This window comes from Formosa agariphila KMM 3901, from assembly GCF_000723205.1.
Taxonomy (GTDB): domain Bacteria; phylum Bacteroidota; class Bacteroidia; order Flavobacteriales; family Flavobacteriaceae; genus Formosa; species Formosa agariphila.
In genome coordinates, this window is record NZ_HG315671.1 from 3,009,168 (window position 1) to 3,024,675 (window position 15,508).

The 15,508-nt window shown below is 31.9% G+C and carries 15 protein-coding genes; 3 read left to right on the forward strand and 12 right to left on the reverse strand.

The annotated features are described in order from the left end of the window. Positions 1-5 precede the first annotated feature (5 nt). The 3 genes from BN863_RS12520 to BN863_RS12530 all read right to left on the reverse strand — a co-directional run bounded on the left by BN863_RS12520 (position 6) and on the right by BN863_RS12530 (position 3,264). Positions 6-1,634: an alanine/glycine:cation symporter family protein gene (locus BN863_RS12520; protein WP_038531110.1), complete on the reverse strand. Its 1,629-nt coding sequence runs from the start codon at positions 1,632-1,634 to the stop codon at positions 6-8. Between the two features lie 115 nt (positions 1,635-1,749). Then, complete coding sequence (locus BN863_RS12525) at positions 1,750-1,977, reverse strand: PspC domain-containing protein (RefSeq protein WP_038531112.1); 228 nt, start codon at positions 1,975-1,977, stop codon at positions 1,750-1,752. 12 nt (positions 1,978-1,989) lie between these two features. Beyond that, positions 1,990-3,264: a DUF2851 family protein gene (locus tag BN863_RS12530; RefSeq protein ID WP_038531115.1), complete on the reverse strand. Its 1,275-nt coding sequence runs from the start codon at positions 3,262-3,264 to the stop codon at positions 1,990-1,992. Between the two features lie 94 nt (positions 3,265-3,358). On the opposite strand from BN863_RS12530, the gene BN863_RS12535 reads away from it, so the two are divergent. Continuing rightward, positions 3,359-3,754, forward strand: a complete 396-nt coding sequence (locus BN863_RS12535) for a DUF2721 domain-containing protein (RefSeq protein ID WP_038531116.1) — start codon at positions 3,359-3,361, stop codon at positions 3,752-3,754. 21 nt (positions 3,755-3,775) lie between these two features. Here BN863_RS12535 and BN863_RS12540 read toward each other — a convergent pair whose 3' ends face one another. From BN863_RS12540 to BN863_RS12555, 4 genes are all read right to left on the reverse strand, one after another. Beyond that, the gene (locus tag BN863_RS12540) at positions 3,776-4,399 is read right to left on the reverse strand and encodes a TonB-dependent receptor (protein WP_148304610.1); all 624 of its coding nucleotides are present in this window, start codon (positions 4,397-4,399) and stop codon (positions 3,776-3,778) included. Between the two features lie 75 nt (positions 4,400-4,474). Continuing rightward, complete coding sequence (locus BN863_RS12545; protein ID WP_038531121.1) at positions 4,475-6,406, reverse strand: carboxypeptidase-like regulatory domain-containing protein; 1,932 nt, start codon at positions 6,404-6,406, stop codon at positions 4,475-4,477. A gap of 13 nt (positions 6,407-6,419) precedes the next feature. Next, positions 6,420-7,151: a GLPGLI family protein gene (locus tag BN863_RS12550; RefSeq protein WP_084817542.1), complete on the reverse strand. Its 732-nt coding sequence runs from the start codon at positions 7,149-7,151 to the stop codon at positions 6,420-6,422. Between the two features lie 326 nt (positions 7,152-7,477). Then, on the reverse strand, positions 7,478-8,713 hold the full coding sequence (locus BN863_RS12555) for an ABC transporter permease (RefSeq protein WP_038531123.1): 1,236 nt from the start codon (positions 8,711-8,713) through the stop codon (positions 7,478-7,480). Positions 8,714-8,770: 57 nt separating this feature from the next. Here BN863_RS12555 and BN863_RS12560 point away from each other — a divergent pair, with 57 nt between their 5' ends. Continuing rightward, positions 8,771-9,946: an exo-beta-N-acetylmuramidase NamZ family protein gene (locus BN863_RS12560; protein ID WP_242404029.1), complete on the forward strand. Its 1,176-nt coding sequence runs from the start codon at positions 8,771-8,773 to the stop codon at positions 9,944-9,946. A 160-nt stretch (positions 9,947-10,106) separates the two neighbouring features. On the opposite strand, the gene BN863_RS12565 is transcribed toward BN863_RS12560, so the two are convergent. From BN863_RS12565 to BN863_RS12575, 3 genes are read right to left on the reverse strand one after another with little or no spacing between them, the layout of a single operon-like run. Beyond that, positions 10,107-10,955 carry a sterol desaturase family protein gene (locus BN863_RS12565; protein WP_038531129.1) on the reverse strand — a complete coding sequence of 283 codons (849 nt, stop codon included), beginning with the start codon at positions 10,953-10,955 and terminating at the stop codon, positions 10,107-10,109. 2 nt (positions 10,956-10,957) lie between these two features. Beyond that, on the reverse strand, positions 10,958-11,854 hold the full coding sequence (locus BN863_RS12570; protein ID WP_148304611.1) for a hypothetical protein: 897 nt from the start codon (positions 11,852-11,854) through the stop codon (positions 10,958-10,960). Between the two features lie 3 nt (positions 11,855-11,857). After that, complete coding sequence (locus BN863_RS12575; RefSeq protein WP_038531135.1) at positions 11,858-12,349, reverse strand: YkgJ family cysteine cluster protein; 492 nt, start codon at positions 12,347-12,349, stop codon at positions 11,858-11,860. A gap of 69 nt (positions 12,350-12,418) precedes the next feature. On the opposite strand from BN863_RS12575, the gene BN863_RS12580 reads away from it, so the two are divergent. Continuing rightward, the gene (locus BN863_RS12580; protein ID WP_038531137.1) at positions 12,419-13,123 is read left to right on the forward strand and encodes a class I SAM-dependent methyltransferase; all 705 of its coding nucleotides are present in this window, start codon (positions 12,419-12,421) and stop codon (positions 13,121-13,123) included. On the opposite strand, the gene BN863_RS12585 is transcribed toward BN863_RS12580, so the two are convergent. Together BN863_RS12585 and BN863_RS12590 are read right to left on the reverse strand one after the other, a co-directional pair. After that, positions 13,113-13,649: a DUF2059 domain-containing protein gene (locus BN863_RS12585; RefSeq protein ID WP_038531140.1), complete on the reverse strand. Its 537-nt coding sequence runs from the start codon at positions 13,647-13,649 to the stop codon at positions 13,113-13,115. The two genes, BN863_RS12580 and BN863_RS12585, sit on opposite strands and share 11 nt — an antisense overlap. 94 nt (positions 13,650-13,743) lie before the next feature. After that, complete coding sequence (locus BN863_RS12590; RefSeq protein ID WP_038531143.1) at positions 13,744-15,480, reverse strand: TonB-dependent receptor; 1,737 nt, start codon at positions 15,478-15,480, stop codon at positions 13,744-13,746. Positions 15,481-15,508: the final 28 nt, after the last annotated feature.

Consider the following 15,508-nt stretch of genomic DNA (forward strand, 5'->3'; position numbering starts at 1 on the left):
CTATATTACATATGATCTGAAAAATCGGTAGCACCATCTTCTATAGCGTCTTCTTTTTTAGCAATCGCCTTCAGATATCTATTTAATTCGGCTTTAACAACAGGTGTAAGTAATAGCACACCAATAATGTTAGGTACAACCATAGCAAAAATCATGGCATCGGAGAAATTAATCACCGCACCTAAACTAATTGAAGCTCCTACAACTACGAAAAATAAGAATAATACTTTATATGTTAAATCTGCAAGTTTACTTTTTCCAAAAAGGTAAACCCAACCTTGCATTCCGTAATACGACCAAGAGATCATAGTTGAAAAGGCTAATAAGATTACTGCAATAGTTAACACTACTGAGAAGTGAGGAATCACACTATCGAAAGCCGTTGCTGTTAATTCAACACCTTCAGTAATTTCTGTTCCGTATTCCATAAAGTGTCCATCGAAATTTGTAATAATGATAACCAATGCAGTCATTGTACAAATAACAACTGTATCTACAAACGGCTCTAATAAAGCAACAATTCCTTCACTTGCAGGGTATTTTGTACGTACAGCCGAGTGTGCAATTGCAGCAGATCCAACACCGGCTTCGTTAGAGAATGCTCCACGACGAATACCCTGAATCATAACTCCAACTAAACCACCAGCAATTCCTAAACCAGAAAATGCACCTTCGTAAATTAACATAAAAGCATCTCCAATATATTTGTAGTTTGCTCCTAGAATTATTAAAGATGCTAACACATAAATACCAGCCATAAATGGCACCACTTTTTCTGTTACAGATGCAATTCTTTTTATTCCTCCTATAATTACAACAGCAACTAATGCAGCCATTACTAATCCGAAGTAAAGACCTCCGTTAGAATTTTCAATACCAGCTAACTTTACAAATTGAGCAGCAGCTTGGTTGGCTTGGAACATGTTTCCTCCACCAAACGAACCTCCAATAACAAATATGGCAAAAAGCACTGCAAGTACTTTTCCTAAACCGCCATATCCTTTTCCTTTTTCTCCAAGACCTTTCTTTAAATAGTACATCGGTCCACCATATACTGTTCCATCTTCACCAACATCACGATATTTAACACCTAATGTACATTCAGCAAATTTAGATGCCATACCTAATAGTCCTGCAACAATCATCCAGAATGTAGCACCAGGGCCACCTATAGACAATGCCACAGCTACACCTGCAATGTTTCCTAAACCTACAGTTGCAGATAATGCAGCAGTTAATGCTTGAAAGTGAGATACCTCTCCTTCTGCACTATCGTCTCTTAATGTTTCAATTATGTTTTCACCTTCATTTGGCGTAGAATCACCATATAATGTATCTGCTCCGTGCTTTTCAATATCATGATATTTATCCTGAACAACATCTAAAGCCGTCTTAAATCCTGTAAAATTTATAAACTTAAAATATATTGTAAAGTAAATTGCACCTCCTACCAATACTATTAACACCCAAGGTAACTGGAACGTATCTGTAAATGGAATTTCGTAAAAAATTGCATCTACAAACCAGCCTGTATAATCCTTAAATAAGGTGTCTATTTTTTGGGAGGTTGTTTCTTGTGCAAATGTTAAAAAAGGTAGAATTAAAGTAAAAAGTGAAAGAAGATACTTCTTCATAATTGATTTAAATGTTAGTTAATATTTGGGTTGGGGAACCCGTTTAAGCGTCTCAAGTTGCTAAAAATAATCTGTTTTTTAAAACAATACTTGTTAAAATGAAATTTATCTATACTTACAAATCAAAAACCGATGTGCGTTTTGTATACAGCATATCTTTAATACGCATCCAAAAAGCTAGAAATAAATATAAAGCAAATCCAAATCCAACGGTTACAAATGTGAGGTAAATAAAAGATGTTCTTACCACTTTTGCCCGCAAACCTATTCTATCTGCGATACGCTGACAAACGTAAAACCCACGTTTTTGAAAGTAATGTAAAATCTTATAAAAAAATTTCATGTCGCAATATAATTAAAATCGTTGTAAAATGGCACTTCCAACTGCACAATACAAGCATTTTTTATTATTACAATACTCATTCTTCAATTGTATTAATCCTTGAGATTGCAATGCCGATTTAGAAATAGGTTTTAAACTTTCGAACTTTTCTATAATTGAATTATGTTCGGGTTCTACCTCTGTAATCAACGCAATTATCTCTTCAGTATTTATTGCACCTAAATTTTTAGAATAACTAAATTTAACAGGAATAATGGTATTTATAATTAGTAAGTCTATAAAATTTTCGGTTGTAGACTTATTTACTTTTCTTGATGTTTTTTGAAATGTATAATGCGTTTCCCAAAACGATGAAGTGTGTACTGAAAACAAATCGTAATAGTCTTGCTTCGTTTTTGCTTCAATAATTTTTGAAAACAAATTTTTATTTTTAACATATACTTGCGCCAATTGAGATAAACGAATCGTTGGAAAGTTGGGTGGTCGCAATCTAAAAAATTGAAAAGGCATAATATGATGCTGTGTCAAACCAAATTTCTGACACAACAGCATATATTCAGTTTTAAGGCTTTTAAAATATGCATCTTCTACTTCAACGTCTAACAATCCACTTTGGCCGAACAACACAGCTTCAAGTGTTATTGGTTTATTTTGAATTTTTCTTATAATTTTAAAATCTATATACGCTGCCAAACTAAAAAAAGCTTCGCCATTTACTTTTAATCCAAAGTTTTTAGCAAGTAATTTAAAAAGTACAGCTTCCCAATCGTTGTTTGATGCTTTTAAAAGCAACTGCATATCATTTGCCTTACGTTCTAAACGCTCAAAAAACAAACGTTCTAACCAATTCTGAAGTATAAAATCGTCTACAGTAGCAAAATCTTGTTCACAGTTAATCCAACGTTGTGTTTTAGAAAATAATTGACGATATCCGTTTAGTGCCGATTTAGAAACAATATCTTTTAATTCTAATGTAGGAATCTCAGAATTATCCTTTCTAAAAATATCAACATCGTGTTCCCATACTACATGAAGAATCACATTATCGTAAGCGGGATCTATTTCGTGATGGTGTACATACCAGTCTGACGCCTTAACATGTATTTCTACATTTCCAGCCCATAGCTGATGATCTATATTAAGTTGTGCATTAAAAAAATCTGGTCCAGAATTAAAATTATGCTGTCCGACTTGAATTAATTGAATAGCTTCTCCCTTAACAGTTTGCAAAGCGCTGTCATCGAATTTCTTATACTTCCATAAATAATGTAGAAAATCTTCTTGCATATACAGATGTAAAATTTCAATTTAAACCTCCAAATTCTCTTCAAGAATCTGATAAAGACGAACTAACTTCTTAAATTTACGTAAAATTTAGACAATGAACGAACTCTCCTTAAATACTCCTGCTCTATTATTCTCTGCAATTTCATTAATTATGTTGGCCTATACCAACAGATTTTTGGCTTACGCTGCCGTTGTAAGAGATTTACATGCTAAATATTTACAAAACCCAGACGATCGCTATATCAAACAAATTAAGAATATAAAAAAACGACTTTACCTAACTCGTGCCATGCAAATTGCTGGAATTACAAGTCTGTTATTTTGTGTCTTGACCATGTTTTTACTTTACATTAATCAACAAACTATTGCGGTTTGGATATTTGGAATAGCTTTAATTCTATTAATTGTGTCCTTAGGATTACTTATAATGGAAATACAAATTTCTGTAAAAGCATTAGAACACCATATTAGTGATATTGAGAATAGTTAATTCCATAAAACACCAATTCTATTAAAACCGATACTTTACATTTAGAAGCACATACAAAGGTAAGGTGTTAATACGCGTTTCATTTCTTTGAAATTCTGAAACATAAACATTCTGAAACGCCTTAACATTTAATAGATTATTAGCAGACAAACGATATGACCACCGACTATTTTCTGGCGTATAATTCACATTGAAATTAGAGAACCAATAGGTGTTATGATTAATTGAATAATAGGTATTCTCGAATTTACATAACCATACATCTGAAAATCTTAAAGTAGCACCTACATTGCTTTCGTAATAATGATTTGTAGTTATTTGTGAATCGAATTCACCTTTAGCATAATTATATTGGAATCCGAATTTAAAATTGATTGGTAATTTAAAATAGGTTGTCCCTTGTAACCTATAGTTCGCAGAATAATTAATAGTTGGGCTTGGTATAGTATTAATAATACTTGGAGTATTTGTCCAATTGTGATTTGTACTTATTTTTAAAGTACTAGAAAGCGGCGAAAGATATTTTGTTATGCTTAAATTATAATTTGTAAATCTTCCTCCATCTATAACCGTATAGGTACTAAAATTACTTTGTTCTGTAACCTGACTGTTTAAACCATATCCCCTATCAGAAAAACTATGCATAACCATTGAATTAATTAAAAACTGTTTTTTATAATTATTAAACGTGTAATAAAACCCAAAACTATGGTTGTTTATTTACTGAATTTCAGCTGTACCTTTAGTAAATGTTCTGTAGTTTTTTAATATATAATCTTCGGTTAAATATCTGGAATTTGGCAAATCACTTTTATAATTATAACTCACTCCAAAATTCCCGATTTTTGTTTTTTTAGTGTGTAACCTAATTCTAGGGTTCACAAAAAAGAATTGTTGTTTAGCAGTATTCAGCTCTAAATAATTTTGAGAAAACCGTAATGAGCTACTCAACTTTAACAGCCTAGAAATGGTGTAATTATATTTTAAAGTGGCTTCAAATTTTGTATTTCTATAGCTTGTATTATTACTTAAACTATCTATTATAGGCGCATTATCAAACCTAAATGCGCTTTCAACATCGTCTTTATCTACAGTTGCAGAAAACTCAACGCCATATTCAGACACATTATTCTTTGCAGTTAATTCAGAAATTAAACCATAGTACGTTAAAGGTGTTTCGCTTTTTTGATTGATTTGAGTATTATCATCATTATTAAAAACATCACTTAAAACATTTGGAAAAACACTTAAGGATTGATTTGTTTTATTGATGCCTAAATACGCATAGGTTAACCATAATATTTGGTCAGATAATTTTTTAGTGACATTTAAATGATTGAACAGATTATACTTTTCATCATCCTGAACTTGAGAAATCTGTTCTGTATTAAACAATACATGATTTCTAGTTTGTGTTGGGTTATTTTCAAAAGCGAAATCGTACGTATAATAAGTTTCATTTTTAGAGAAATGCTTCAATTCTAATTCTGTCGCAAAAGATATATCTTTAATCTTAATATTATTTTGTTCTGAAAATGTAATAGATTCTGGTGAAATGAAATATTCGGTAAGATTTAAATTTTGTTTCTCTATTTCATCAAAAGTAAAATATGTATGACTCCTTAATTTTGTATGATCTGATAAACTGGTGACAAAACTAAGTGAATTTAAAAATGAGGTATTAAATACATCTTCATTATTAGAGAAGTTCGTATCGGACACATTATCTACGTTAACAATTTCATTATTACGCTTTTCTATTTTTTTGTCTATGTTGGCACTAGATATATTAATAGTTTCGCTAGATTTAACTTGAGAGGTTGCTGTAGTACCAATAGTATTACCATTAGTTAAATTAAGAACTTTAACTTTCTTTTTAAGTAATCCTACATTTGCACTACTATTAAAATGATTTTTTACACCAAGTCCCACATCTACATTTCCAAACCATACGTTTTTCTTCTCCGCTTTTAACTTTAGGTTGAGTGCGACTTTTTCAGAATCTTGAAATTTTTTCAGAACCGGATTATCTTCAAAATTATTAAGAACCTCCACTTCATTAATAACATTGGCATCTAAGTTTTTAGTAAGTAACTTATATTTATCATCAAACAAATCATCACCCTCAATAAGTAATTTATCAATATTTTTACCATTTACTTTTATATTCCCATCTGATGCAATTTCAATTCCGGGAATGTTTTTAAGTAAATCTTCTAGAACTTGTTCCGAACCATCTTGGAACGCTGAAACTTTATAAATAATGGTATCTGTTTTTACGGAAATTTTCTCCCAAGCCTCTAAAACCACTTCATTAAGATCTTCTAATTTCTCTTTTAAAATAAAATCGACTGTAAATTCGGTATCCTTCCCTAATCCAATTGTTTTTTCTTGTTGCTCGAATCCTAAACCGTTTGCAACTAGTTTTAATGTATCCGACTCTGAGTTTTTAAACTGAAATTGGATTTGGTATGCTCCGATTTCATTAGAATACCCAAAAGCAACAATTTTTTCATTTTTATATATAATTACTGTTGCATTGGGGATTGCTACATTTGTTTCAGACCGTAAAACACCTTCAACTTTTATGGTTTGTGCTGTTATATGGCTACACCAAATTATAAGAAAACATAATACCAAATATTTACCCATTTAGGATTTGGCTTTAATTTTCATCAAACACTTCTATATAAGAACCTGCCATAGATTTTTTTCCTGTACTTTCTTCTGCATCGAAGTCTTCCATAAACATCCTACCATTTTCAATTGCTCTGTTATGAGCTTCAATTAATCCCTGTTTGTACTCTGCAAATGATATCCAATCTTTTTGTTCTGTGGTTGGGTCTAGAGCTAGTATGGCTGTTGTAGTTTCTAATGGATATTTAATGGATTTAAAATAAAAGTAGACTTCTTTATCTGTGTCGTAAGCCTCCAAAATTAAACCTGGCAATCCTTGTAATTTCCATGGTCCGTAAGGCAAAGGTATTTCGGTTGTAAACCATGCCGTATACTTCCGACCTCTAAACATAACTGTAGCTTTTGTGCATGTATACTGACCTATGGATTTAGTGTCTTCAGAAATTTCCCATTTCATTTCTGGAATCGGTTCTTTAACATAGACTAGACCCAAATCTCTAGACATTAGGGTTTGGGTCTTGCGATCTATATAATATTGAAATCCTTCTGGCAAACTAAACTTTCTTTTTACAAAGATTTTTTTTTCATTTTTACGTATAATTTCTGTTTTATTTATAGATCCGCCTTCTAAAGCATCTTGCGCGAATATATAAAGCGAACACTCTGTATTAAATTGTAACGCTGCATATAATCTATTCCTATAGGTGCCCCCATCCCCATACTTTGTTTGTGCCCGTAAATTACTAGTCCATTTTGGGATATACTATTTGAACACCATAAGATGGTTAGCACTAAAAACAGATATTTCATAATAATTGGCTTTTAATAAACAGTAATATTTTAATTGTTAAGAATGAAGTATTCACTTACAACTTCTCAAATCTAATTAAATAGTTAATTCTATTTTGTTAAAGAAATGTAAGTTTTTCTTAAAATAAAGATATTTACAATTTTGCATTACGGAAAAACCGTAAAAACCTCTACATGTCAATTAAAAACATAAGAAGTTAAAGATCTTTTAGTCGAAAATCTGAAATGATTCTATTTGAAAACAAAAAAATAAACTAGATAACGATACAGTGAAACCTACTCGAAACGCATCGCTTTTACAGGAGAAATTTTAGTGATAATATAAGATGGCACTAAAAGCATTACTAAACACAACACAAATGTCCCTACATTAAGTGCAATAATATAATTAAGATTTATGTACACCGGAGCTTCGGTTACATAATAAATACTAGGATCTAAAGGAAAAAGTTTTAAATATTTCTGAGCGAATAATAAACCTAAACCTATCAGGTTTCCCCAAAACAAACCAAGCACAATTAAATAAGACGCATTAAACAAAAAGAGTTTTCTAATACTCCAGTTATTACTTCCTAAAGCTTTTAAAACACCAATCATTTGTGTGCGTTCTAGAATAAGAACCAATAAAGCAGTAATCATATTAATACCCGCGACTAAAATCATAATCCCGATAATGGCATAAATATTATTATCGAAAATCTTAATCCACTCGAAAATATTATAGAATTTCTCAACAATAGTTTGGGTGTTTAAAGTTGGCGGCGTGTTTTTATAGACTTCCGTTCCAATTTCTTTTATTTGATTGAAATCGTTTATAAACACTTCAAAATTCCCAATTTCAGTTTCATCCCACTTATTTAAGCGCTGAATATGTTTTATATCTGCAATAACAAAAGAGGCATCGAACTCCTGAAAACCGGAATTATAAATACCTACAATATTATATGTAATAATATTTGGTGGCTTATTGGTATCGTCCTTTATAAAATAGGTGTTAAAAGTATCTCCCAACTTAAAGCCCATTTTATTAGCTATAAACTGAGACATTAACACATCTTCATTTCTGTTTTGAGTATAATCTGGCAGACGACCTTCTATTAAAAAGTCTTTAAAATAATCCCATTTAAAATCTTTACCAACGCCTTTTACTATAATACCTTCAAAATCTGTTGCCGTTCTAATCACTCCGAACTTTGTGGCGACACCTTGAATATGATTTATACCATCGATACTTGTAAATTCTGGATAAAAATCTTGTTGGTTAGATATAGGAACTACGCTTTCTTGAGAATTATTACTATCGAAATTAGAAATAACAACATGACCATTAAATGCAACAACCTTATCTCTAATCTTTTGCTGTAAGCCAATTCCGGTTGCAATTGCAATCATCATTACTATTATACCAATTGCAATTGCCGCAATACCAATTTTTATTATTGGTGCCGATACACTACTTTTATACGCCTTACTGCCTATAATGCGTTTGGCTAAAAAATATTCGTAATTCAAATTATAAGTATGCGTTTAAATGTCCTCAAAAATACAGTTTTATTATTTGTTTTCATCATGATTTATTTTGGTTGTCTAGCCAAACCTTCAATAGAAAATCTAAAACAAGAAAATATACTCACTCAAAATGATAGTACCATAATTGTGGCGGCTAACAGAACTCCAGAATACTTGCCGTTATTAGAAGGGAAATCTATTGGAATTGTTGCCAACCAAACGTCAGTTATTTTTAAAACAGACCAAACGTACACCCATTTGGTAGATTCTTTACTTAAGCTAGATGTTAAGCTTACAAAAGTATTCTCGCCAGAACATGGCTTTAGAGGTACTGCAGATGCTGGTGAAGTTGTTAAAGATGGTATCGATACCAAAACTAAATTACCTATCGTTTCACTTTATGGTTCTAACAAGAAACCTAATGCGACTCAGCTTAAAAACATAGACCTTCTTATTTTCGATATTCAAGATGTTGGAGCACGTTTTTACACTTACATCTCTACCCTACATTATGTCATGGAAGCTTGTGCTGAAAATAATATCCCGATATTAATTTTAGATCGCCCAAATCCAAACGGACGCTATGTTGATGGTCCAATATTAGAATTAGAACATAAAAGTTTTGTTGGTATGCACCCAATTCCTGTAGTGCATGGTATGACAATTGGTGAATATGCCCAAATGATAAATGGCGAAAAATGGTTAGAAAATGGTATACAATGCGAATTGACCATTATAAAAGCAGAACATTACACGCACGATATGCTTTATCATTTACCAATAAAGCCATCACCAAATTTACCAAATGATCAATCTATAAATTTATATCCGAGTTTATGTTTTTTTGAAGGTACCAATGTAAATGCAGGTCGCGGAACACAAACACAATTTCAGGTTTATGGTTCTCCGTTCTTAAAAAACCAAGAGTATAGCTACACTCCAAAATCTAATTTAGGTGCGAAACACCCAAAGCATAAAGACAAATTATGTTATGGTGTAGACTTGACAAACGAAAAACTATTAAACCAGATTAACTTATCTTACCTTATAAAAGCATACCATTCGACTACAAATAAGACGGAGTTTTTCAATTCCTTTTTTACGAAATTGGCAGGAACTAAAAAGTTACAAAAGCAAATTGAAGGCAATTTAAGTGTTACTGAAATTAAGCAATCTTGGAAAACGGGATTAGATGGGTATAAAAAAATGCGTAAAAAATATATGCTGTATAATTAGAGTCTTAATGTAAATTGAAGGTGAAAAAAAATAGTTTCCAAGAAGAGTTATCAGATTAAGCGCAGTCGAGATTTCTTTTAAACGCTGTTAATTTCAACTTATTTTGAAGCAAGAAAAAAATTCAAAATAAACTTAACTATTATATTAATATACTATTAAGCTAATCAACTTTTTCAGAAGCATCGGTTGTTGTTGGATGTCTATATTTATGAAACGGTTGTTTCAGTAAATCTTTAATATTACTATTGGTAATCTCATCTGGAAAAGTATCTACACCATAAGTTAACTTATCGCGATCTAACTCCATATAGGTCCCAAATAACCTATCCCAAATGGAAAATATATTTCCATAGTTAGAATCGGTGTAAGGTAATAAGTAATGATGATGTACTTTATGCATATCTGGAGACACAAATACATAACTTATGGCTTTATCTAAACCACGAGGCATTTTTATATTGGCATGTGTTAACTGCGTAAACACTACAGATAAGGATTGATAAATCATGATAATCCCAATTGGAGCTCCAACAACAAATACACCTAGTAGAGTGAACGCAAATCGGATAACACTCTCTATAGGGTGGTGTCTATTTCCAGTTGTAATATCTACTTTATGGTCGGTGTGATGTACTAAATGCACCATCCACAATGGCTTCACTTTATGCTCTACATAATGAGCCAAATAGGCTCCGAAAAAATCCAATAGTAAAACGCCTAATATTACGTATAACCACAGCGGGAGTTTAGGCAACCAATTTATAATTCCAAAAGAATGGGCTGTAACCCAATCTGAAGTTCTTAAAAGCAAAAAAGCTAATCCAAAGTTAATGACTATAGTTGTTATAGTAAAAAACAAATTTGGCCAGGCATGCTTCCATTTTTTATAGTTGAATTGAAACAAAGGTACTGCTCCCTCTAACATCCAGAAGAAAGTAATTCCACCCACTAAAATCAAACTGCGATGAAGCGATGGTATGGTTTCAAAATATGTAAGAAGCGTTTCCAAGTTTATTCTTGCAGGCTGTTAATTAATTGCATTACTTTTTTAATATCAATAGATGTAACCTTAGACTGCCATTCGGCGGCACTTTCGTGATCTTGCAACATTTTATAAGATGAAAAATACAAAAAAGAACGCAAACTGCTATTTACAGGTTCTACTTGGTCTTCTTTTATCCGGTTTAATTTTCTGAGTACTTTTTTAGGACGTTCTAAAAGCAAGTCTTTTTGAATTTCCATTAAGTTTACCCGTTGCATTAAAACCTCTTTGTTTTCAAAATTTTCTTGATCTAAAAATTCAGAAGCTTCATCTAAATAAATAGATGCTAAGTCTACCAATTCTGGCCGTACACTTCCTCTAGAATAAAAAGCAAAATCCATATAAGATGCAGACAGAAAGAATGCCGAATAAAAATCTTTTTTTCGTTTATAATTTGTCAGTTTCTCATTTAACATGGTCATATTCATGCTATACTTATCGATAAATCTAGACACATTAAACAGATACCCTTCATCATTAACATTTAAAATATTACCATTGGCATCCATGACCTTTACACTATCGTCATGAAACTTTTCTAGGTAGGCAGTGCTTCTTTTATTTTTAATGTTTTCGTATAATCTTGAATGTTCACTTTCCTTTAAAATAACAGGGATAAAATGAGCCCACAGCAAACTATCTACTACCGGAACATCGAATAAATTCTTTACAAACACCTCTTCTCCTTTATCATTGTTAATATACATAGGGATACCATCGAAATACGAGCCTTCCCAAGCAACAACCAATAATTTATTTTGTACTAAAGCCAATCGTTCGGCAACCTCCAAATCGGTCATCCAGTCTTGAGCAGAACATATACCAATTGAAAAACAAAATATTAAGAAGACAACTATTTTTTTCATGATTTACTTAATTCGTTTTTTCATCTCTTCAACAATATTAAAGGCTGCAGGACATATGGCTACATTCTTTAGTGTTAAATTAGATATTTGTTGAAACTTCTTTCTGTCTGTATGTGGAAATTCACGACAAGCTTTTGGTCTAACTTCATAAATAGAACAATAATTATCGGCACCCAAAAATGTACACGGTACACTTTGCAGCACATAATCGTTTTCTTCATCTATACGTAGAAACTGTTCTATAAAACGTTGGGGTTTCATCTTAAAATGTTTAGAAATACGTTCTACATCTTTATCTGTAAATAATGGACCAGTGGTTTTACAACAATTTGCACACTCAAAACAATCGGTACGTTTAAATTCTGCCTCATGCAATTCTTGCATTATATAATCTAATTGCTTTGGCGGCTTCTTTTTTAATTTTTTAAAAAAGTTAGTATTCTCGTTATGCTTATCTTTGGCCTCTTGAGGCAGTTGTTTTAATATGTCTTGCATGTGGTAAAAATACAATTTAATTAAAATAAATCATTTTTAGACCACAAAGAAAATCCATACATCATAATTATGAAAGACATTCTAGGACAAGCCCTTTTAGATTACCAAAACGGAAATTACACCGAAGATATTATTACCTCTACAAATATTTCTGACGAAGATATACTACCTATTCCCTACTTGTTTCGTGAATTTAAAGACATGCCTAAATTAGAACAAAAAGCTCTAAAATTAGTTAAAGGTCATGTATTAGACGTTGGTTGTGGTGCTGGCGGACACAGTTTGTATCTTCAAAACAAAGGTATAATTGTAAAATCTATAGATATTTCTGAAGGCGCTATTTCTGTTTGTAATACACGAGGCGTTAATCATGCTGAAGTGGCTTCTATATTAGATATCACCGAGCAATTTGACACCATTTTATTACTGATGAATGGAACAGGTATATTTGAGAAGTTAAGCTACGTGACTAAATATTTATCGCATTTAAAATCGCTTTTAAAACCTAAAGGTCAGATTTTAATTGACTCATCAGATATTCAATATATGTATGAAGATGAAGATGGCGGGTTATGGATAGATACAAACGCGAATTACTACGGCGAACTCGATTACTACATGAGTTATAAAGGTGTAAAAGAAACGCCTTTAACCTGGTTGTATTTAGATTTCGAAACATTAAAGAATGCCTGCCTTACTGTAGGTTTAAACTGTGAGAACGTACAAGAAGGCGAGCATTTCGATTATTTAGCTAAGCTTACTCTTAACGAATAGCGTAACCTTTTGCTTCTAACTTATCGTTAACCGTTTTATAAATCTCACCACACCAAAAATCTGAAATAACTTGCATTTGTTCTTTCATATCCGATTGTGAATCTACAATCTTTTTTCCGGTGGAGGTTTTGTAAAAATTATCGATTTGCTTCTTATCTTTTTTCGTTAAGGCACTCGGATTTTTAATCATGGTTTGCCCAGCTTGAGAAGCATATAATGCATTCATATTCTCGATATCTTTAAGAGTAAAAAAATCTGAATATGCAGTAACCAATTTACCGTTTACAGTTTTCATAGCTTCAGGTTTTAAGGCTTTGAATTCTGTCCACTCCTCTGAAGGAATATCGTATTTTATGTATTGATCCTGAATTTGTTTAAAACAGGTATTAAAGACTGTTTCGTAGAAGGCTGTAGTGCCATTACTTTGTAGACATTGTGTTGCAGCAGTGGTATACGCTGCTGTTTGAGCATACGTATTTACAACACTAAATAGTATACCAATACATAAAAATAGAACAGATTTCATAAAAAGTAGGTTTGGGGTTTATTGAATTAAATATAGTAAAAAAATATAAATCAATATTTTAAACCCCTTCTTATTACCTGACTAAATTATAGTTCTAGAAATCGAATTGAAATGTCGCTCCACCCAACACTTGAAACCCTTGTAAATTATAATTATCCCAGTGCTCGTAATTTTGAGCAGTTAAATTATTAAGTTTCACAAAAACGGTAAACGCATTACTTACATTATATCCACCATTTAGGTTTAAATCGAAATAACCTTTTACGTCAATAATTTCTGATGTTGTTGTTGTTCCTGTTTGTAATAGGTTTTGGTCTTTACGTTCGCCAACATAGAAAAAGTTAGCTCCTGCAAACCATTTGTAATCGGACACATAGTCTCCGAACAAAGATCCTTTAATGCTTGGTAAATTCCACGCTTCTTCTTCTAAAGTGGTGTGGTAATTATTGTATTCTGCTCTAAATCCGATTTTTAAATTCTTATTCATATCAGCATTTACTTCTAGTAAAGCTTGTAAGGTATTAATGTCGTCGTAAACCACTTGAAATGAGTTTCCGTATTTATAATTTGTAGACCCCGCCATACTATCTCCTGTTGCTGGAAATGGATTCTTCATAAATAAAAACTTATCATCCTCTGATGAATACCCGACCTTTACATTATAACTGATGTTATTAGTAAATTTCCCTAACATACCTGCATAAACATTAAAATTATTATCTGTAGGTTTTACATTAATACTAGGAGACAAAAACGGATTAGTATGCACAAAATCTCGGTATGTATTCTGAATAACATCTCCAGTAAATCCGCCATAAGCAATAAGTGCATCGTCTACAATCCTGTAAGAACCAGTTAAATTTGGAAACAGATAAAAATTACTTTCTGTACTATCCATTCCTAACATATAATACATAGATACACTTACATTTAATGTATAGTCGTCGCGTCTAATTTCATAACTTGGAGAAACTCCAAGTAGCAGGTTACCGTATTCTGGAAGACGGCTGTTGGCATATGTAGTTCCTGCTTGACCACTAAAATACTCGAACCTTACATCTGTATTAATTTCTTCGTCCATAACAGGTAAGTTTACTGTACCATCGAAATCTAAATGAGTTTCGCCAGAATCAAAATTATCGTAAAAACGTCTTAAGGTTAAACTTGCCGATCTAATATAAGTATAGTCGTATTCTACATCTCCTTCTAAGTACAAATCGTAATAATTATGCTCTACGTCTTTGTTTTTATTTTTACTTATATTATATCGGTCGTCTACACCATACCAATTGTATTCCTGAGCTTTTAATCCTCCACGAACACTCCATGTTAAATCTCTCTGTCTGTTAATGTAGTCTAGTTCTACTTTCAATTTTGAGAAAGAATCATCTAAAACCTCATCTTCAATTCCGTCCTTAGATTTATCTAGGGCAAACCGTGCTCCAAAAGAACCAATACGATTAAATTCTTTAGACGCATTTAATTCTGTTTGAAGATTCCCGTAAGACCCATAACCAAAATTAATATAGTTATCGTAAACAGGTGTCGGTTTTTCTTGCTCGACTACTGCTGCTTTCCCTTTAGTTGGAATGTATGTAGACGCCACAGGAACAGATAAGATACTGTAATCTATTTCTTTTTTCTGAGTTGTTGCATCATCGTCTAAGGTAGGAGTCGATTTTAATTTAAAGGCATCAGAAATTGTTGGTGTATACGGTTTAACCACGTTTATCACATCTGTTTGAATTGTATCTTTCTCTTGGGAAAAAGTTAGATTTATCCCACATAAAAACACGATAAATGTCAATATATATTGAAATTGCTTATACATATTATAAGTAGATTTTATTACTGTATTT